This is a genomic window from Umezakia ovalisporum Ak1311 (genome assembly GCF_029891685.1).
Classification (GTDB): domain Bacteria; phylum Cyanobacteriota; class Cyanobacteriia; order Cyanobacteriales; family Nostocaceae; genus Umezakia; species Umezakia ovalisporum.
Genome location: NZ_JANQDJ010000021.1, coordinates 1 through 19,274, shown reverse-complemented (window position 1 = coordinate 19,274; position 19,274 = coordinate 1). Strand labels below are relative to the sequence as shown.

Below are 19,274 nucleotides of genomic sequence, written 5' to 3'. Positions count from 1 at the left end.
CTTAGACTTGGCTGCTGGTGAAGTTGCTCCTGTTGCTTTGACTGCTCCTGCAATCAACGGTTAATTTCAAGGCTTAATTTCTAAGCTCAGTTAAATAAGACTGAAACAAAAAGCGCCTCTCAGGAATGGGGGGCGTTTTTTAATCTCATAATGTAGACAAAATTGTAGAGACATTCCGCAGGAACGTCTGTAGGTGGGTGGACTGACAAACTATTCCTAAAAAAGTAACTATGAAAGCTGAAGCGAAAACAGATACCAGATACACTTGCGAAGTTGAAACCACCTTAAAAATAATTGGCGGACGGTGGAAGGTTCTAATTATTAGGGAATTAATTTCTGGGGTCAAACGCTTTGGGGAACTGCAACGAGGCTTACCTGGAATTACCCAAAAAATGCTGACGCAGCAACTCAGAGAAATGGAAGAAGACGGGATAGTACATCGAGAAGTATACGCACAAATCCCCCCAAAGGTAGAATATTCGTTAACAAGTTTGGGGGAAAGTCTTTTACCAATTCTTTATGCTATGCATGAATGGGCTGTTAAACGTTGGGGTAGTTAGGAAAAAATTTGGGGAGCGATCGACCTGAGTTTAAGTTAAACTAGCGTAAGCGATCGCTTGCTATGAAGAAGCTACTATTCTTCTTGTAGGTCAATCCAAATACTGCCTTCTTCCACACGCACAGGGAATACTGGTAGTTTTTTTTGTTCTGAAATCATGGAAAGGACTTTACCTACACCAGGTGGCCAAGGACACCACTCTTGTACCTCACCAGTACTTAGGTCAAAAGCACTACGATGTATAGGACAAAGAATTGCCCCGCTTTCAGTAATTTTGCCATTTTTCATTGGCATTTTTAAATGAGGACAGGTGTTATCGACAGCATAAAGTTCACCTTCGTGGTTTAAAAGTAGAATTTTCCGTTTGCCAACTTTTACCACTTGTCTCCCATCTGCTGCTAGCGCGTCGGATGCAAGAACTCTAGTCCAGCTCATTCGGTTCTCCTTTCTTAATTCTCTGCTTTCAGTTTCCCGCAATTGTGACCAGTGCGATCGCCTGGATTAATTGAGTAAACTTAATCTTTTGGCGGTAGGATCTGTATACAGATGTCAACTCATTCAGACTCGCCTGTTTTATGCCGAGAAAATCAAGAGCTTCATCCCAGTCCTCAACTACAACATCACTGGCTCTTTCATCTATCCATATCCGTGTACAAACCTTGGATGAAGAACACCAGAGGCTGTTGAAACAAATAAAGAAAAAAAGGACTGAACTGACAAATTTTGTGGAACAAATGCGTACTGTGTCCGCAGATATATTGCAACGATGTCATCCCCAGTTCCAACAACTAATAGACATTGACCGAGAAATTCATACTTTATTTGATGAAATTTTGACTAGGAGAAAATTTGGTAAGCAGAGCAAAAAAGATATTGAAGCAATTTACTATCAACTCCAGGTAGCGAGAATTATCACTACCAAATCAAAAAACCAACCAGAAGAACAAGACACAGAATTAGAGGAAATATTGGAAACTAATCAGGAAGAAGATGATTTCTCAGCCAGGTATCGAAAAAGACATTATCAATATCAACAGGCATCACAGGATCTAGATTCGCGTAATGGGAATAAATCTGATAATGCCAGAAATATCCGTCATATATTTTTGAGTTTAGCCGAAATATTTCACCCAGACAAGGTAAAAGATGGCGAAACTCAAATGGTCTATACGGAAATCATGAAGGAAATTAACAAAGCTTACCAAGAGGGTGACTTGGCTCGACTGTTAGAAATAGAACAGCAATATCAAGCACGCCAAGCTATTGACATTAATAATGCAGACGATTTAACTCGCCAATGCATGAGAATAGAACAGCAAAATGAGATTCTCAAAAATCAATATGAGAAGTTAAAAGAGGAACTTCGCTTAGTTAAAAATACTCCAGAAGGAGCGATAGTTTCTGATTGTAGAAAAGCGGCGCGACACGGAGTGGATGCTATTGGCAGTATGCTGGAACAAGTGGAATCGGAAATTAAAATTATTACCGCTATCCGGGATTTTGTCAGGGACTTTCGAGAACATAAAATTACTATTCAAGAATTCTTCTCGGGCCCGACAGTTTTGCACCATATTAATCAAGATATTATGGATGATACGTTTGATAAAATATTTGTTGAGATGGGTGAAGTTATGTTTTTCTAAAATCAAAATTAAATTGATTTGGGAAAATAAAATTATATACCTTTGTAAATATAGCGTTTACATAACATAATAAATACAGAATTATCTGTGTGTTTACATGGATAGTTAGTTGTTTTTTAGTACCTCCACGGCAATGGCTATATAAATACATAATTAAATTACATAGTACATAATTAAATTACATAGTTTAATTACATAATTAAGTTAGTTAAAAATACGACAATATTTTACCATGTCCGAAGTAAAAGAAATAGCACGGGACAAAATGTTACTGAAACCTGGAACTTTGTGGAAAAGTATTGAAGAGCAGACTGAATATGCTTTAAAATGTGGAGCTTTGCTGTCAATACCGACAAATTTTGAATTCGTCGAGCAGAATGGCATTAAATTTTTAGTCAGAATTTTATCTAATTTTAGCCGTAAAGATGCAGCCAAGCAGCAAGATAAAAAAACTAATCCTTTTCTTCCCTATGAGCAAGATTTATTTGTTGCGGATATTTCGCAAACTCATGTTTGTATATTAAATAAATTCAATGTTGTTGAGTACCATCTACTAATTATTACCCGCGCTTTTGAAGAGCAAGAAAAATTACTGAACATCGATGATTTTGCGGCTATGTGGGCGTGTTTAGCTGAATTTGATGGTTTAGTGTTCTACAATGGCGGTAAACTTGCTGGAGCTAGTCAGCCACATAAACATCTGCAAATGGTACCGTTACCACTCACAGGGTCAGGGGTGGAAGTACCTATAGAACCGCTACTGAAGTCAGCACAATTTCAAGATTCTGTAACCACTGTACCAGGATTGCCTTTTCTCCATGCTTTAGGAAAGCTAGACTCTGGTTGGAGTTCTGCACCGTTAACCGCTGCAACTGCAACACTGGAGCTATATTATACTTTGCTGAGTGCTGTGGGGTTAAGGGCGGTTGAGGACAATAGACAATCTGGGGCTTACAATTTTTTAGCTACACGAGAATGGATGTTAATAGTACCGCGATCGCAGGAGGATTTTGCCTCGATATCTGTAAACTCTTTGGGATTTGCGGGTGGGTTGCTGGTGCGAAATGAGGAACAAATGCAGTTGATTAAAAAACAAGGGCCAATGACTATTTTGAAGAATGTAGCTGTACCTGTTGTGTAGATATGGATTATTAAGATATTTTATGACCGAATGAAGATTATAAATCCGGGAGAACTATTAGTTGATGCCATGTCTGATATCAAAATTATCAAACCCGTAAATCTATCTAGGTTTTATCAACCTAAAGGTTACTTTCTTGGCGACGATGGTGAGCTGCTTGCAATAATAGAGATTCAGCAAAGGCGATGGCATCTGTTTCTGAGTTACCACCAGCTAACTGTGCCAATTCTTCCCGGCGATTGCTGAGATTGTCCAAATTAGTCACCCGTACCACGGTACGTTGCTCAGTATGACTACTTACAGTAATAGTTTGCTTGTCTACACGAAAATGCCGATCTGCCATAGCGGCTACTAAAGGTTGATGGGTGACACATAATACTTGATTATTTTGACTGAGCTGATGTAATTTTTCAGCGATCGCTTGAGCTACTCTACCAGAAACGCCAACATCAATTTCATCAAATACCATTGTTTCACCAGTATCTTCCTGGGAAAAACAAGCTTTTAGGGCTAACAAAAAGCGACTCATTTCACCCCCAGAGGCGATGTCTATCAAAGGTTGCAATGGTTCCCCAGGGTTAGGGCTAAACATAAAGGTTATTTTGTCTGCACCTGTGGCTGTGGGGGAAGTAGGTGCTATTTCAACTTGAAACTTCACCTTTTCCATAGCTAGGGGCTTGAGTTCAGCCAGCAATCGGGATTCTAAATTGGCTGCGGTTTGACGACGCAGTTTAGTTAACTCTGCACAAGCTTGGGTCAGCTGTGCCAAGCGAGCTGTTTCTTGCTGTTCTAAACTTTCAATAGATTGTTCGTTGTCGTTCAGTTCTGCCAATTCCTTTTGGATGCGTTGGTAATAGGCGATGGCTTCTGTGAGGGTGGGGCCATACTTACGGCAAATTTGTTTTAATTCTTGAATGCGTTCTTCTACTTCTTGCAATCGTTGGGGATCAGCTTCCAAATTACTTCCATAAGCGTTAATTTGTCTTCCCACTTCGCTGATCACAGTTTGAGCATCCCTGACTAAATCCAACAGAGGTTGCAGTTGGATATCATACTCTACCATGTCAGTTAAGGTTGCTTCGCTGTCTGCGAATAAATCCGCCGCAGCTGGGCTTTCATTATCGTTTTGATACAACAACTGATACACCTTGTAACTCATATGTTGCAGTTCAACTACATGATTGAGGCGTTCCCGTTCTTGTATTAGTTGTTCCCATTCCTGGGGATCTTGGAGATGAGCAGTGCCTAATTCCTGTATTTGATGGGTAAGCAAGTCGAGTTGCTGTAGACGTTCCCGTTCTGATGTCCGACGTTTTTCTAAGGTCTGATGGGCTTTTTGGTAAGCATTAAAGGCTGTGGCGATGATTTGACGCTGTTGCATAAGGGACTCGCCACCATACATATCTAACCATTCACGAATTTGGGCAGATTGTCCCACCTGTACAGTTTGACCTTGGGCGGTAATTTCCACCAAGTGATCGCGCAGCCCCACCATCATTTGCCGATTGACCAACACCCCGTTTATCCGCGACCGACTGCGGATATTAGTACCACTGGCAGTAATTTCTCTGCTGACAATGACGCAGTTATCTTCTATTAAATCAATTTCTTGTTCAATCAACCAAGCACTTAAAGAAGGATTAGATGTAAAAGTAGCTTCCACCACTGAGCGGTTTGTACCAGTGCGAATCACTCGACTAGAGACTTTACCGCCCAAAGCTGCATCCATAGCATCCAATATAATCGATTTTCCTGCGCCGGTTTCACCTGTTAGTACATTGAGTCCAGGCCCAAATTCAAGTTCTAGTTGATCAATGAGAGCAAAATTTTCAATTCGCAGACAAAGCAACATCAAGCCAAATACTCCTTTCTGAGTGCTGGGTGCTGAAGCACATAGTGGGGCCTAGCCGGTACTGAGTGCTAGGTTGACAAGATAATTTAAAGTCGGTAGTTGACTCAGCCCTTTCAACTCAGCACTGAGAAAGGCAGAAATATTTACTATTATTGGAACTACACCCCGCTTTAGTGTAACAAAACTCTTGATTGCTTTTACTTAGACTAATAATTTATTTATTATTTCTATTTCCCGTCAATATTTGCGTACAGCACATTAGTTAAATTAGGGAAACAGCATTAAACACCCTTTCCTCACTCCTCACTCAGCACTTTTTTCCTTTTGACGGATGCTTATTTGTAAACTTATTGTTACAATACTTTACATGCTTAATCTGACTAGTGGCTTGCTTCATGATTGTTAAGACACTTCCCCCGACTTCCCAAAAAACCGAGGACGAACCACAAGTGACTGAAGTATTCACAGAAAATGGTCAATCAAATTTGGTTGTTCGTTCATTAAAACGCATAAATGACCAACAGTCTGAGACTGAGGCCATTCGTTATGATCCCGAAGAAATCAAGGCACATTATAGCCAGCGCCCCCTCAAAGTTTTGCAACGTATTTTTACAGTTTTGGGGCCCACACTCTCCTTTGTGTTTGGTTTGTGGTGGGATAGCCGCCGGGGAATAGTCGTGAAAAAAGATTACCGTCGAGCGGTTCAACTGCGAGAATTACTGACGAAACTCGGACCAGCTTATATAAAAATTGGTCAGGCTTTATCCACTAGACCGGATTTGGTTCCCCCCACATATCTAGAAGAATTAACAAGGCTACAAGACCAATTACCACCTTTTGCCAACGAAATTGCTTACCAGTTTATTGAAGAAGAATTAGGCGCACCACCCCCGGAAATTTACGCCGAAATTTCCCACCAGCCCATTGCCGCAGCTTCTTTGGGGCAAGTTTATAAAGGTAAACTCAAAACTGGTGAAGAAGTAGCCATTAAAGTCCAACGCCCCGACTTAAGAGAGCGAATTACCATTGACCTGTTTATTCTGCGCCAAATCGCCGCTTGGGTAAAAAGCAATGTGAAAAGGGTACGCAGTGATTTAGTTGGTATACTCGATGAATTAGGCGATCGCATCTTTGAAGAGATGGATTACATTCATGAGGGAGAAAATGCCGAGCGCTTTTTCGAGTTATATGGTCATTTAAAAGATATTTACGTACCGAAAATTTACTGGGAGTACACCAATCGTCGTGTATTGACGATGGAGTGGATAACAGGTACAAAATTAACGCAAACCGCCGAAATTAGCGCCCAAGGTATAGATGCTCGTTATCTGATTGAGGTGGGGGTGCAATGCTCCCTGCGCCAGCTATTAGAACACGGATTTTTCCATGCTGATCCCCATCCAGGTAATTTATTAGCTACACCAGATGGCAAATTGGCTTATCTCGACTTTGGGATGATGAGTGAAGTACAGCCCCCCCAGCGCTATGGTTTGATTGAAGCGATCGTTCATGTTGTTAACCGTGACTTTGAAGGTTTAGCTAACGACTATGTAAAGCTGGATTTTTTAGCGCCAGATACAGATTTAACACCAATTATTCCTGCATTTGCCAGAGTGTTTGCTGATGCTCAAGGAGCGAGTGTTGCTGACTTGAATATTAAAAGCATCACTGATGAACTCTCGGCCTTGATGTATGAGTATCCTTTCCGCGTACCTCCTTACTACGCTTTAATTATTCGCTCTCTTGTTACCTTAGAGGGTATTGCTATATATATAGATCCCAACTTCAAAGTTCTGAGTGAAGCTTATCCTTACGTTGCTAAACGTTTATTAACTGACCCGTCAACGCAATTAAGAACATCTCTACAGGGTTTGCTGTTTAAGGATGAAAAATTCCGTTGGAATCGTTTAGAAAACTTGCTGCGTAATGCGAAAAAAAATCAGGATTATGACTTTAATTTAGTTTTAAACCAGGGAGTAGAATTTCTCGCTTCTGAACGTGGCGCATTCATTCGCGACAAGATAGTAGATGAATTTCTCAATGGACTCAATGCCTTAGGCAAAAATTTCTTGCATAACTTCACTTATGTGCTGCGAGAGCGAGTAGGTTTGACAGCAATTAACGAAACTCCTGCGGCTACGGTTGAGCAACAACAAACCTTAGAGCATATTAAACGCATTTTAAATATTCTCCGAGAAACCCGTGGTTTTGATCCAGTGCAACTAGCTCCCCAAATTGCCCAATTATTGGTAAATCCAGGTGTGCAACGTTTGGGTCAACAAATTACTTATCGCTTAACGCAAAAGGCTGTAGCACGTTTGATTCGGGAATTATTAGTGGCGGAAGAAGTCAATACTGCGAGGGCGAGGAATGTAAGTGTACCAATGAACTTATCTAAAATTTAACAAAAGATGCCTAAGTCCCCACTTATAGGAATGTTAGGTGGGGATACAAGCTGATGTTGTTAAAAAATATCAGCCGGGTCTGCGGATTTTAGTTTCCCTAGAGCTGTAGCACCAGAAATAAAACACATGATGATAGTTGCTGCTAGGACAAATATGGATCTAGGGAAAGTCATTTCAATTGGGAGTAAGGTAGCTTGTTGAGCAAATTTATATTGAATTATAGAAATGATGAACCCTGGTACATAACCTAAAATGGCAATAAAGAAAGCTTGTTGCAGCACCATAGACAAAAGATAATTATGACGGTATCCCATTGCTTTGAGAGTTGCGTATTCTAATAAATGTTCTGAAACGTTGGTATAAAGAATTTGGTAAACAACTACAATACCGACAATAATTCCCAGTGCTACTCCTAAGTTAAAAATAAAGCCAATGGCTGTACTACTTTGCCAATAATTTTGTTCAAAAGCAATTAATTCAGATTTGGAGAGAACTTTAACATCTTTGGGTAAATAGTCTTTGAGTTTCTGAGCGAAAGCATCAGGATTTTGTCCAGGTTTTAATTTAATCAATCCAATATTAATTAAGCCTGGCTGACGATTACTAAACATTCTCATAAAGTTAAGATGAGTAGTAAGTAAATTACCGTCAGAGCCAAAGGAAGTTCCCAGCTCAAATAATCCACCGACATGAATTTTGCGATTTATGCCAGCATCACTAATTTCTGTTGTCACGCTGCCATTTTTTGCAAATTCTGCAACAACAGGGCCAAATTCACTGCGGGAACTGCGGTCAAATAAAACCATATCAGGTAATTTGAGTAAATTTAAATTTTGCTCAACTCCTGGAAAATTAAATATTTGATTTTGATCTCGTAGTTCAAAACCAATCACAAAAATATTACGCCAATAATTTTTAGTTTCAGTATTTTTCCACTGACCAAATCCTAAATAAATAGGATTGATAAAATCTACTTCCTCAAATGCCAACGCTTGAGTTAAACGCCTTTCGCTAAAGCTTTCCATGGCAATTAAGGCTGTAGATCGCGGACTAATTAAAAAACAATCACCTTGTAAACCTTCATGCAGACGCACAGCACTAGCAAACAAAGCATCACGAATACCAAGCTGCATAAAGACAATTACAACTGCAAATATAACTCCCGAAAGGGCGACAATTAACCGAGTTCTTTGATGTCTAAGTTGTAACCAAGCTGTAGGTAGTTTGTTAAACATAGTTTTTTGCTAATTGCTATTACTGCTCGTAGTTTCTGAGGTATTAATCACAACTTTCACCTGTAAATTAGTTAACCCTGCAACTTTTTGACTAGCTTCTGCATCGAGGCGAATTTTCACCTCAACTACTCTGGCATCTGCATCTACAACCGGGTCAGTACTTAGTAGATCTTTTTTGCCGATTTGCAAACCGATTTCCTCTACTGTTCCCCGTAACTCATCTATGACCCCATCAGCTTTAATTGTGGCTTTTTGAGCTACCCGCACTTTAGTAATGTCAGTTTCATATACTTCGGCTGTTACATACATTTGCTGAGTTTTCCCTAAGTCAACTATTCCTTCATTACCAATTAATTCACCCGGCCATGTGTGAATTTTGAGAATTTGAGCTTCTCTGGGTGATCGGACTTCAGCTAAATCTAAATCTGCCCGAGCTCTTTGAGCAGCAGCTTGAGCGGCTTGGAGTTCCATCTGCGCCAGTTTTATATCTACAGGACGGACTTCTGCAACTGAGTCTAGAGTGGCTTGGGCTTCTTGAATGTGCTTTTGATTTGTGGCTATTGTGCGATTCAGGTTCGCTTTTGCTTCCTGAATATCTTGTTGATAAGAATTGACAATGCGGCTGAGATTTGCTTGGGCTTCCTTGAGACGTTCTTGATTCATGTCTTGCTGGAGGCAAAAACTATCGCGTTGTTGAGCTGTTACAGCCCCATCTTTGTATAAAGATTTATAGCGTTGACAATCAGTTTGGGCATTTTGTAATTCAGCTTTGATGCGGTCAATGGTCGCTGTTTGGGCAGTTTTTTCTCCCTGCAATTTAGCCTCTAAGCTAGCAATCGCGGCTTTTTGGGAGGCGATTTGTCCTTCTAACTCAGCTTTTGTGGCTTGAAACCTGGCAGTTTGAGCTATTATGTCACCTTTTTTTGCACCAGCTTTGACTTGAAGTAAACCGGCTTGGGCAACTTTGATTTGTGCTTGCGCCTGTTGCAGAGATGCCTGCAAGCGTTCGCGGTTGTCTAGAATAGCAATTACTTGCCCAGACTTAACTTTATCCCCTGGTTTGACCAGCAGTTGTTTAATTCTTGCTCCTTCCTGGAAAGCTGGCGCAGATATAGCAATTACTTCGTCTTGAGGTTCCAAATATCCCGTAGCAGCAACAGCACTAATATCAATATTCGTAGTGGGTGGAATAGTTGGTGGGGCAGTGGAATTTGCTGACTGGGAACGTACTACAAAGTAAGTTGTAACAGCACCCGTGATTAAAGCCCCTGTAACTAAAAAAATAGTTGTCACCAAGCTTGTAAATTTAAAATTTAGTGGTGATTTCATGTGATTGTTCCATAAAAAACTAAAAAATCTCCGTTGGCGAAGTTGTATTAAATTTAACATTTTTCATAACTGAAAAAACCTTTGTGCAGCGTGGGCACAACCCATATTGAAAAGGACACAAAGAATTCTAAAAGAGGGTTTAAGAGAGTTATTGCGTAAGTCCTATGGGGGTATGACTTAGTTTTATCAGCTTAGGGAAATGCTGAAAGCAATCTTGACATCGCAGAATTATTTAATCTTTGTTGCGTGGGTTTCTATGGCGTTTGAGACTTTCTTCTAAAGCTTGAATTTGTTCCCGACGGGCTTCTAATTCTAGAGAACGACGGGCTAGGTCTTGGTTTTGTAAAGTTAGAGATTGTCGCCAACTTTCGGCGCGTTCTGCTTCTTCTTGCAATTGCTCTGGTGTAATACCGATGCTGAGGTAGGTTTTGACCAAATATAGTACCCAGTTGGTAGCATCCTCCCAACTTTCAATTTCACCTGTGGGGGAGAGCTTGACCAAAACCAGTAAGTTGTCACTCATGCTAGTTCCTTGAGCTAACAAAATCACAGTTTCTTCCTGGATAACTACCCACAGGTTTTCACCTTCCTCACGTGCTAACAAGCGTAATTGATACTGATGTAAAAATGTGTTTTTGTTTACTTGAGCTAGATATAGCATAGCCTTAGTTACGGATTTGAATTGCCAAAATGTTGTTGAAGTTTAATCGTGGAAAAATATTGCCTAGGTAACGGTTGAGTGATGTTCAACCATTACCCATTACAGCTATGCTAAACTACGCAGACGATCGCGCAAGATTTCGGCTTGTTTTTCAGCTTCTGCTAAAGATTCTCTCGCTCCCTGTACCACTTCTGCTGGGGCTTTATCCACAAATTTAGAATTGTTTAACCTGGTACTCAAAGACTTGGCCTCAGTTTCAGCTTTGTGGAGGCTTTTTTCTAGTTTAGCCCGCAAGATAGCAATATCTACTACATCTCCACTTAAAGGAATTACTACTTGTACCGTACCAACAACACCAGCAATTACATTTTCTGGTGCTTGGGGTTCTGGTAATTTTGTCCGTGATATTTCCTCTTCATGCATTGGCGAGAACCAATTAGCCCATAACTTTTCTCTAGCCTGGGCTGTAAGTAGATTTTTGAGAACAAACCAAGATGTGTAGATTAAACCTACTATTTCAAACAATGTGCCTATCAAGGGAATTTGATAAACTGTATTGGCTGTAACCCAACCCACCCTCAGCAAAACAAGCCCCAGGATAATTAAGCCAATTGTCTTTAAACCTTTCTGAGGTTTTTTCATCGCAACGGTTGGGCTGACTTCCTCTCCACCAGTAATAGTTAAATTCTCTACCTTGGCTAAATCTTGGATGTAAGCTTGTCCAGTGGTGAGGATTTCTTGTTCTTGGAAATTAGCAGTTTGCAAATTTGCCGTGATTTTCGCTCCTGGCTTAATATCTGCTTCAGCCCGTAAATTCCGAATTGTGCGAATTGTGCCGATTAGCAATTCAAACTGTGCTTCCAAATCTGGATTAATCAGGTTATTATCTGCTTCAGGATAGGGTTGTAGAGATAAAGTTGGTAATGAATCAGCTGGTTGTTGGGTGAGGGTCTGCCAAATTTCCTCAGTAATGTGAGGCATTAACGGATGCAGTAATTTTAAAATTCCTTCTAGTACATAGGCAAGAACTTGTTGTGCAACCTTCTGGGATGGAGAATCTGCATCTTTTTGTAACCTGGATTTGACTAATTCAATATACCAGTCGCAAAAATCACCCCAAATAAATTCATATAAACCTTTTGCTGCTTCCCCTAAACCGTAGTTATCAATGTAATTACTAGTTTGTTTGATAACTTGATGATATCGAGAAATAATCCAGCGATCGCTTAATTCAGTGGCCATTGGTTCACCGAGTTGTGCTGGGATTTGTCCATCCAAGTTCATCATTACAAACCGGGCTGCATTCCACAACTTGTTAGCAAAGTTGCGAGAAGCTTCTACCGATGACGATTCATCTTTTTTGCGATCATATTCCAAGCGGATATTTTGACCCGCCCCAGCGACTTCTTTAACTAAGGCATAACGCAGTGCATCCGTACCATATTTGTCAATTAACAACAATGGATCGATACCATTACCTTTAGTTTTTGACATCTTCTGACCGTTTTCATCCAGGACTAAACCGTGGATGTAAACATCATGAAATGGCATAGTTCCAGTAAAGTGTCCTGCCATCATCGTCATTCTGGCCACCCAGAAAAAGATAATATCAAAACCAGTGACCAAAGTACTGTTAGGGTAGTATGTCGCTAAATCTTGAGTTTGTTCTGGCCAGCCCAAAGTTGAAAACGGCCAGAGTCCAGAAGAAAACCAAGTATCCAATACATCTGGGTCTTGTTCTAGCTGGACATTTTCACCAAATTGTGAGCTTGCTTTTTCCCAAGCTGCATCTGCTGATTTGGCGACGACAAAGGGTGTGTGATCGGTAATTTGACCATTGGTTTCACTGACCGCATACCAAGCCGGGATTTGATGACCCCACCATAATTGACGAGAGATGCACCAATCTTTCAACTTGACTAACCAATCACGATAAACTTTATTCCAACGTTGGGGGATAAACTCTGGTGAATTTTGGTTGTCCAGAAAATCTAAAGCTTGATCAGCTAGGGGGCGAATTTTCACAAACCACTGAGTAGATAGTAGTGGTTCAACCGGGACTTTACCGCGATCGCTATAAGGAACAGTATGCTTATAATTCTCCACCTTGACCAACACACTGTCTGATTCTAAACGAGCAACCACATTTTTTCTAGCAACAAAGCGGTCTTGTCCTTGGAACTCTCCGGCTTTCTCATTGAGAGTACCGTCCTTATTCAAGATATTAATGAAAGGCAAATTGTGGCGCTTACCCATTTCAAAATCATTGGGGTCATGGGCTGGAGTCACCTTGACACAACCCGTCCCAAATTGAGGGTCAACAAACTCATCACCAATAATGGGAATTTCCCGATTCATAATTGGCAAAGTTAATGTCTTACCAATCAAGTGTCGATATCTTTCATCATTGGGATTAACAGCTACAGCCGTATCACCCAGCATAGTTTCTGGTCGAGTGGTCGCTACCTCCACAAACCCAGAATTATCGCTGAGGAAATAACGGAAATGCCAAAGATGACCCTCAACCTCTTGATTATCCACTTCCACATCAGACACGGCTGACTGAGTAGCAGGACACCAATTGACTAAATATTCTCCACGATAAATTAATCCCGATTCGTAGAGACTAACAAAAGCTTCTACAACAGCTGTTGATAAACCTTCATCTAAGGTAAATCGTTCCCGTGTCCAGTCAACCGACACACCCAAACGTTTTAACTGATTAACAATTGTTCCCTCAGAATCGGCTTTCCATTGCCAAGCGCGTTCTAAGAATTTTTCGCGTCCCAGTTCGTAGCGAGTTTTACCCTCTTTCTTAAGTTGTTTTTCCAGCATTGTATGCACAGCGATGCTGGCGTGGTCTGTGCCAGGAACCCATAGGGTGTTCCGTCCTTTCATGCGGTGATAGCGCACGAGGGTATCAATTAAGGCACTTTCAAAAGCGTGACCCATGTGCAAACTGCCGGTGACGTTAGGAGGGGGAATGACGATACAGTAAGGTTCACCACCGTGGTTGGGGTCAGCTTTGTAGATTTGGTTTTCTTCCCAAAATTTTTGCCACTTGGCTTCGGTGCTAAAGGGGTCGTAGAGACTGGGGAGTTGGGCAATATTTGCGGTCATGCTGGGAAAACTAACTGTAGAATGACTTTATAAATTTTGCCATAGGCTGAGAGGGGGTTTGTTCCCAAAAATCCAGATTTATTCATAGAGTGGGAAAACCACCCCAAGCGATCGCACTTCTCACAACCTGAAAATAATCATTTGATAAGAGATAAAAAAATGACACAAGAAACACAGTTAACAATTGCAGTGATTGACGATAAATCCCCGTATTTGGAAAGCGTCATAGCACTTGGTGATGCTAACAAAGCAACTTTGGGATTTTTCTCAAAAGGTTCTTTTCGCGATCATGCTGCTCGTCGCCAGGTAATTATAGCACTTGATTCTCAAGCAGGCTTTATTGGTTATCTACTATATCGAGCTTCGTCTTCCTTTGATCGGGTCAGCATCATTCATCTGTGTATTGAACCATCACATCGGGGTAAGAGATTGACAAAAAAACTTGTTGATTACCTCATGAAAATTACTCAACAGTATAGTGGCATTGGCTTAACCTGTAGCCGTGATTATGGATTAGACAATATGTGGTCTAAATTAGGTTTTGTTGCTAAATTTGATAAACCCGCAAAAACTCCAGGAAAAAAGTTAACTTTTTGGTGGCTTGATTACGGTAAGCCCAATCTATTCTCTAGTGCTGCTATTCATCAAAGGGAAGATAAATTATCTGTAGTTATTGACCATAATATTTTCTTTGATTTGTCGGCTGATGAAAATATAGATAATGAACAATCAAAATCAATATTGGCTGATTGGTTGCAATCAGAAATAAATTTATGTTTGACTGAAGAAATTTTTAATAAAATTAATAATATTTATAGCGATTACCAGAGAGATTATCACCGCAATTTTGCTGGAAGCTTCACTCGTTTTACTTGTAATAATCAAAAGTTTTGTGCTGCTTTTCAATCTTTAAAAACTTTTTTTTCACAAAAACTGACCCCTACTTGTAAGAAATAGTTATTACAGCAATTTACGACAATACTTTTGTTACACTTGATACTGGCTATTTGAGACTAAATCTAGCTGTTGCAGAAACTGGGTCTCAACATAGCAAAACCTGGACATAACAGGTGAAATCTTGTTAAAAAAACTTTTCTCCTGTTAAATTATTGCTGCGCTCTCTGGGTCTCTGCGCTTAGTTACCAAAAGTCCAACTTTAAGACAATTTTTCTAGATTAATCAGATTTAAATACTGAGATGGTGCATAATCCACCAACCAAACCCCATTTTGCCAGCAATAAAAACTAAATCCTCTTTGATACATAGCCATGCCATTAGCTAAAAATATCACCGCATGACCATACCAGATACTTACTTTTGCCAGAGTGTCCATGGTACTATATCCATAATTAATTTTATTTTCCTAAGCCTCTCATAGCTAACAGCGCTGTACCATAAGCAGCTTCCCGATTCACAGAGGAAATTACAGTTATCTTTAAATGTCGCTCACGAATAGCAGACCAAGTGGGATTTGCTGCACCACCCCCAGCCGTGTAAACACGAGTTAATTTATCCGCCCCCATCTCCTGTAATAATTCATACCCAATTGCTTCAATGCGGGCAATACTTTCTAATAAACCATGCAAAAATTCCACGGGATGATCAGGACGTGGTGTTAATCGTGGCGGTAAATGGGGATCATTAACGGGAAAGCGATCGCCTGGCTGCAATAATGGATAATAATCTAACTCACTGGCTTTTGTGGCATCAATCTCGCTACTAAACCTTTCTAATTCAGTTTGACTAAAAAATTGCTTGAGTACAGCTCCACCAGTATTAGAAGCACCCCCAGTTAACCATAAGTTACCCAAGCGATGGCTGTAAATTCCGTATCGTGCATCTTCTACACGGGTACTACTTAACAGTTTTACCACCAAGGTCGAACCCAAAGATGTCACAGCTTCCCCTGGTGATTTAGCCCCACTTGCTAAGAAAGCGGCAACACTATCAGTCGTCCCCGCACACACTAGGCAATTATCGGGGAAATTAAACTCAGAAGCAATTTCTGGGCGCAGTTTCCCTATGGGAGTACCAGGAGGTAAAACAGTGGGTAGCTGAATCGGTAATTGCAGTTTCTGCAACCATTCTGGATATTTTAACTGTTCTACGTCATAGCCTAGTTTTAAAGCGTTGTGATAATCGCTAATTCCTAAATGCCCATGCAGCAAAAATCCCAACCAATCGGCTTGATGCAGAAAATATTTAGCTTTGCTAAAAGTCGGTTGTTGCATCATCCACAGTAGTTTGGCTAGGCTGGAAGTAGCACTCAAGACATTATGATGTACGGGGGCAATTTTTCTTAACTGCTCTAGGGCAACTGCTCCTCGTGCATCGTTGTAGAGTAAAGGTGTATCTACGGGCTTTCCAGCAGCATCACTGAGCAACACTGTGGATGAAGTACCATTAATGGCCATGGCCTGGATTTTTCGCCGCAATTTTTCTGGTATTTGTCTCACCACTGTAAATAAAGCCTTCTCCCAAGCAGTGGCTAAATCAGAAACATCCTCATTGGCCCAAGGATACTTGACTTCTATTTGGGTGCAAGCTTGATGATTAATCACTACACCCCTAACGCCGGATGTTCCAAAATCGATCCCCAAATAAAAATCCATAGTTTTATAAATTTTTTTAATTAAAAGTAACAAATGGTTACTAGTTGATTACTGCTTATGTTGCATCTTGTTACAAGATATTCCACATTTTTGGCAAAACAGTGAAAAGTAGTAAACGAACTGTTCAATATTCATTTGAAGCTCAGGAGGGTTACGAACGTGCCTATATCAGACACTCAAGTGTACATTGCTCTAGCTGTAGCGCTGATTCCAGGAATTCTGGCTTGGCGTTTAGCAACGGAACTTTATAAATAACACCACGTTCTGAGACGGTTAAGTGGGGCACATTGCAAATCACCCCACTCTCAAGCAACAATCAGGCTAGTCCTGGTTGTTGTATTCATAATACAAAAAATTAATTTGCTGCCATAATCCTAAATTCTCAAAATAAAGTACAACCACTAGTTAAATTTTTACTAAAAAGCGTAATTGCTCGGTGAAAATTTGGTGTTTAATTTATCCCGATGTTTCTGTAAAAATATTACTAGCAAAGAAAGTTGGCAGAAATTAACACACTACAACATCGCGAATAAACAGATTGATATAGTATAATGGAACACGTTTAAATTTTGGAGACACAGTACAACTTGGGAAAGCTATTCACAAATATAACTACAACTGGGAATTGACATAATGTTTTAAAAGAATAATAATCGGGCAAACTGGGTATTAGTGGCTGGATGCCAAAAGCTTTTGAATACTAGCTACTTACGTGAGTTGCCTTAATTTTTAACTTTCAATATACGTGTAGCAACTTGGTAAAAATCAAGTTAGATAACAGCTGAATCAGGCTGTAATCCCTACCAGTAGGCTTTCTATGATGTTGCCATGAAATCAGTAAGGTTTTTTTAGCATAATGAACGCGAGTCAACCTTCTAGACCCCCGCTACAACCTATACAAAAACACCGGAGTGTTCCTCGACCAAAACGGCATCTTCGTCAACGTTCCTACCAGGTGATGGCCTTGGAAACTACGGCAAAGATAGCGGTTAATTTGGTGATATCCGCAGCAGCAGTATCTGCCCTGGTGCAATTGCTCCCTTATCACTGGAGACAGCAAGACAGGTTGCGAGAAGTTCGCACTGAAGTCAAGCTGATGGAAGAACGTGTCCAGAGTTTGCAGATGGAATTTAAACGTAATTTCGATCCCCGTCAAGCTCATAGTATTAGACAACAGCAAGGGTATAAATTTAAGCCTAATGAACTTCCAGTAGTCTTTGTCAATCAAGATGGCAAGCAAGTGAAAGAATTAGATTGACACTCCCACCCTCCGCTTCCCTACAGGGGCGGGATTTTTGCTTCATCCAGCTAACTTACTTAGAGGAGTTTTCTCACCTAAACCTAGGATGTAGACACAAGTCGGAAAATATCACTATCGAACTAATCATTAAACTTTTCAGGGAAAAACAGCTCGTTTAACCAATTTTCGACTTGTAAACGTAATCGATAACCAGACATATCTCTTTTGTGATGTAGTGTCGGTAGTTGAGTGAGGGCGCGACGATAATCAGCGATCGCACAATTCCAATCACCCCAAAGATGATAAGTCCTGCCCCGTTCTGCCCAAATGTGACCTTCTAACTGACCGAAAAGCATTGCTATTTCAAAATTCTCAATAGCCTCTTCGTATTGTTTTAAATCACGCAAGGTAATTCCTCTGTTAATCCAAGCCTGGACATAACTAGGATTCAAATCAATGGCCTGGTCGTAGTCAGCGAGTGCTGCGGCAAAATCTTCACAGGCTGCATGGTAATTAGCTCGATTATTATAAGCGCTAACTAAATTGGGATTCAATTCCAGTGCTGTGTTGTAATCGACCAAAGCTTTTGGCATTTCACCACTGTGAAAATAAATTAATCCCCGATTATTGTAATCAACAGAATTTTGCGGATGGCGACGAATTAATTCGGTTAGTACTGCGATCGCCTGAGTATAATTTCCTTGTCGAGCTGAACTCAAAGCGCAAGAGCGTAAGTCCTCGTCACCTAAAACAGATCCACCAGTGCCCTTATTCTCATGCTCGCTAGCAGGAAAAGTGCTATTTCGCACAACATTGTATCGATGATTGTTGTGGTTAGGAGAAGATAAAAATGAATACTTATTCATATTGTTTTGCCTGAGCTACCTGCTCTTTGAAATTAAATTACGTTTTTTGCGGTGATGGTAGTTTTGCCCCTGTGTCAGTTATTAAGGTGTCTATGATTACTCAATTTTTAGGATCAAGACCGAATTCAAGCTACCAGATGCAAAAAGTGGAAGACTTTACCTCACTTCAACTATTAATACTTAAACCCAATAATTAATACTTCACCCGTAAGTTGAATTCCAGAAAGAATAAATATCAATCTTAAAGACTATTAGACCTGCATGACCAAAAGTCACGCAATTCCTGCTACATCTGTGAAAATTCTTAATTTGATTCCGTATGCTACTTACTTTTAAGTGCTTTCGAGCATATCTAACCCGTGCTTTTCGTCTTTGATTCTTCCCACAAGTGTTGAATGTTAAGAAAGAGGTGATAAAAATAGCCCAAAATATGGTAAATTCTGGGCGAAGGATTGAAAAAAATAATTGATGATGATTATAAATTCATTTCCCAAGATTGTCAAAGACATCCTCAGACCGTTGCCAAAAAATGATTATCCAGTTTTGAACAGCCGTCTTTATGTTGAGTGTTGGTTGGCTTATGCCTTGGATAATAGTTTAACAAGTATGCG

The 19,274-nt window shown here is 40.3% G+C and carries 16 protein-coding genes and 2 pseudogenes; 9 read left to right on the top strand and 9 right to left on the bottom strand.

Features of this window, described 5'->3' with window-relative positions; genetic code table 11:
• Nucleotides 1-64 (top strand): annotated as a pseudogene (locus tag NWP25_RS03295) (photosystem II protein D1); the annotation flags it as partial.
• Between the two features lie 166 nt (nt 65-230).
• Nucleotides 231-560 (top strand): winged helix-turn-helix transcriptional regulator, encoded by a 330-nt coding sequence (locus NWP25_RS03290; RefSeq protein WP_280657646.1) that lies wholly within the window; start codon nt 231-233, stop codon nt 558-560.
• A 74-nt stretch (nt 561-634) separates the two neighbouring features.
• On the opposite strand, the gene NWP25_RS03285 is transcribed toward NWP25_RS03290, so the two are convergent.
• Entirely contained in the window at nt 635-994 is a 360-nt protein-coding gene (locus NWP25_RS03285) for a Rieske (2Fe-2S) protein (protein WP_280657645.1), read from the bottom strand.
• 140 nt (nt 995-1,134) lie between these two features.
• Between NWP25_RS03285 and NWP25_RS03280 the strand changes: the two genes are divergently transcribed.
• Together NWP25_RS03280 and NWP25_RS03275 are read left to right on the top strand one after the other, a co-directional pair.
• Nucleotides 1,135-2,202 (top strand): J domain-containing protein, encoded by a 1,068-nt coding sequence (locus NWP25_RS03280; RefSeq protein WP_280698869.1) that lies wholly within the window; start codon nt 1,135-1,137, stop codon nt 2,200-2,202.
• Between the two features lie 232 nt (nt 2,203-2,434).
• Complete coding sequence (locus tag NWP25_RS03275; RefSeq protein ID WP_390902803.1) at nt 2,435-3,343, top strand: ATP adenylyltransferase family protein; 909 nt, start codon at nt 2,435-2,437, stop codon at nt 3,341-3,343.
• 121 nt (nt 3,344-3,464) lie between these two features.
• Here NWP25_RS03275 and recN read toward each other — a convergent pair whose 3' ends face one another.
• Nucleotides 3,465-5,195, bottom strand: coding sequence for a DNA repair protein RecN (gene recN, locus NWP25_RS03270; RefSeq protein ID WP_280651238.1), 1,731 nt, complete (start codon nt 5,193-5,195; stop codon nt 3,465-3,467).
• A gap of 395 nt (nt 5,196-5,590) precedes the next feature.
• Here recN and NWP25_RS03265 point away from each other — a divergent pair, with 395 nt between their 5' ends.
• Nucleotides 5,591-7,600: an ABC1 kinase family protein gene (locus tag NWP25_RS03265; protein WP_280651237.1), complete on the top strand. Its 2,010-nt coding sequence runs from the start codon at nt 5,591-5,593 to the stop codon at nt 7,598-7,600.
• 59 nt (nt 7,601-7,659) lie between these two features.
• Here NWP25_RS03265 and devC read toward each other — a convergent pair whose 3' ends face one another.
• The 4 genes from devC to NWP25_RS03245 all read right to left on the bottom strand — a co-directional run bounded on the left by devC (nt 7,660) and on the right by NWP25_RS03245 (nt 13,945).
• Nucleotides 7,660-8,835 carry an ABC transporter permease DevC gene (gene devC / locus NWP25_RS03260; protein ID WP_280651236.1) on the bottom strand — a complete coding sequence of 392 codons (1,176 nt, stop codon included), beginning with the start codon at nt 8,833-8,835 and terminating at the stop codon, nt 7,660-7,662.
• Nucleotides 8,836-8,844: 9 nt separating this feature from the next.
• On the bottom strand, nt 8,845-10,128 hold the full coding sequence (locus NWP25_RS03255) for an ABC exporter membrane fusion protein (protein ID WP_280651235.1): 1,284 nt from the start codon (nt 10,126-10,128) through the stop codon (nt 8,845-8,847).
• A gap of 268 nt (nt 10,129-10,396) precedes the next feature.
• Nucleotides 10,397-10,825, bottom strand: a complete 429-nt coding sequence (locus NWP25_RS03250; RefSeq protein WP_280651234.1) for a hypothetical protein — start codon at nt 10,823-10,825, stop codon at nt 10,397-10,399.
• 105 nt (nt 10,826-10,930) lie between these two features.
• Nucleotides 10,931-13,945 (bottom strand): valine--tRNA ligase, encoded by a 3,015-nt coding sequence (locus NWP25_RS03245; RefSeq protein WP_280651233.1) that lies wholly within the window; start codon nt 13,943-13,945, stop codon nt 10,931-10,933.
• Between the two features lie 159 nt (nt 13,946-14,104).
• Here NWP25_RS03245 and NWP25_RS03240 point away from each other — a divergent pair, with 159 nt between their 5' ends.
• Entirely contained in the window at nt 14,105-14,902 is a 798-nt protein-coding gene (locus NWP25_RS03240) for a GNAT family N-acetyltransferase (RefSeq protein WP_280651232.1), read from the top strand.
• A gap of 199 nt (nt 14,903-15,101) precedes the next feature.
• Here NWP25_RS03240 and NWP25_RS03235 read toward each other — a convergent pair whose 3' ends face one another.
• Nucleotides 15,102-15,278, bottom strand: coding sequence for an RNA 2'-phosphotransferase family protein (locus NWP25_RS03235; RefSeq protein WP_280651231.1), 177 nt, complete (start codon nt 15,276-15,278; stop codon nt 15,102-15,104).
• Nucleotides 15,279-15,300: 22 nt separating this feature from the next.
• Entirely contained in the window at nt 15,301-16,557 is a 1,257-nt protein-coding gene (locus NWP25_RS03230) for an FGGY-family carbohydrate kinase (protein WP_280651230.1), read from the bottom strand.
• 159 nt (nt 16,558-16,716) lie between these two features.
• Here NWP25_RS03230 and psaM point away from each other — a divergent pair, with 159 nt between their 5' ends.
• Nucleotides 16,717-16,812: a photosystem I reaction center subunit XII gene (gene psaM, locus NWP25_RS03225; protein ID WP_006196319.1), complete on the top strand. Its 96-nt coding sequence runs from the start codon at nt 16,717-16,719 to the stop codon at nt 16,810-16,812.
• A gap of 601 nt (nt 16,813-17,413) precedes the next feature.
• The gene (locus NWP25_RS03220; protein WP_280651229.1) at nt 17,414-17,815 is read left to right on the top strand and encodes a slr1601 family putative cell division protein; all 402 of its coding nucleotides are present in this window, start codon (nt 17,414-17,416) and stop codon (nt 17,813-17,815) included.
• A gap of 122 nt (nt 17,816-17,937) precedes the next feature.
• Here NWP25_RS03220 and NWP25_RS03215 read toward each other — a convergent pair whose 3' ends face one another.
• Complete coding sequence (locus NWP25_RS03215) at nt 17,938-18,663, bottom strand: tetratricopeptide repeat protein (RefSeq protein WP_280651228.1); 726 nt, start codon at nt 18,661-18,663, stop codon at nt 17,938-17,940.
• A gap of 471 nt (nt 18,664-19,134) precedes the next feature.
• On the opposite strand from NWP25_RS03215, the pseudogene NWP25_RS03210 reads away from it, so the two are divergent.
• Nucleotides 19,135-19,274 (top strand): annotated as a pseudogene (locus NWP25_RS03210) (IS4 family transposase); the annotation flags it as partial.

Bases quoted from the DNA above. Each gene is read 5' to 3' on its own strand.
- NWP25_RS03290 (WP_280657646.1), top strand. From the start codon at position 231: ATGAAAGCTGAAGCGAAAACAGATACCAGATACACTTGCGAAGTTGAA.
- NWP25_RS03285 (WP_280657645.1), bottom strand. From the start codon at position 994: ATGAGCTGGACTAGAGTTCTTGCATCCGACGCGCTAGCAGCAGATGGG.
- NWP25_RS03280 (WP_280698869.1), top strand. From the start codon at position 1,135: ATGCCGAGAAAATCAAGAGCTTCATCCCAGTCCTCAACTACAACATCA.
- NWP25_RS03275 (WP_390902803.1), top strand. From the start codon at position 2,435: ATGTCCGAAGTAAAAGAAATAGCACGGGACAAAATGTTACTGAAACCT.
- recN (WP_280651238.1), bottom strand. From the start codon at position 5,195: ATGTTGCTTTGTCTGCGAATTGAAAATTTTGCTCTCATTGATCAACTA.
- NWP25_RS03265 (WP_280651237.1), top strand. From the start codon at position 5,591: ATGATTGTTAAGACACTTCCCCCGACTTCCCAAAAAACCGAGGACGAA.
- devC (WP_280651236.1), bottom strand. From the start codon at position 8,835: ATGTTTAACAAACTACCTACAGCTTGGTTACAACTTAGACATCAAAGA.
- NWP25_RS03250 (WP_280651234.1), bottom strand. From the start codon at position 10,825: ATGCTATATCTAGCTCAAGTAAACAAAAACACATTTTTACATCAGTAT.
- NWP25_RS03245 (WP_280651233.1), bottom strand. From the start codon at position 13,945: ATGACCGCAAATATTGCCCAACTCCCCAGTCTCTACGACCCCTTTAGC.
- NWP25_RS03240 (WP_280651232.1), top strand. From the start codon at position 14,105: ATGACACAAGAAACACAGTTAACAATTGCAGTGATTGACGATAAATCC.
- NWP25_RS03235 (WP_280651231.1), bottom strand. From the start codon at position 15,278: ATGGACACTCTGGCAAAAGTAAGTATCTGGTATGGTCATGCGGTGATA.
- NWP25_RS03230 (WP_280651230.1), bottom strand. From the start codon at position 16,557: ATGGATTTTTATTTGGGGATCGATTTTGGAACATCCGGCGTTAGGGGT.
- NWP25_RS03220 (WP_280651229.1), top strand. From the start codon at position 17,414: ATGAACGCGAGTCAACCTTCTAGACCCCCGCTACAACCTATACAAAAA.
- NWP25_RS03215 (WP_280651228.1), bottom strand. From the start codon at position 18,663: ATGAATAAGTATTCATTTTTATCTTCTCCTAACCACAACAATCATCGA.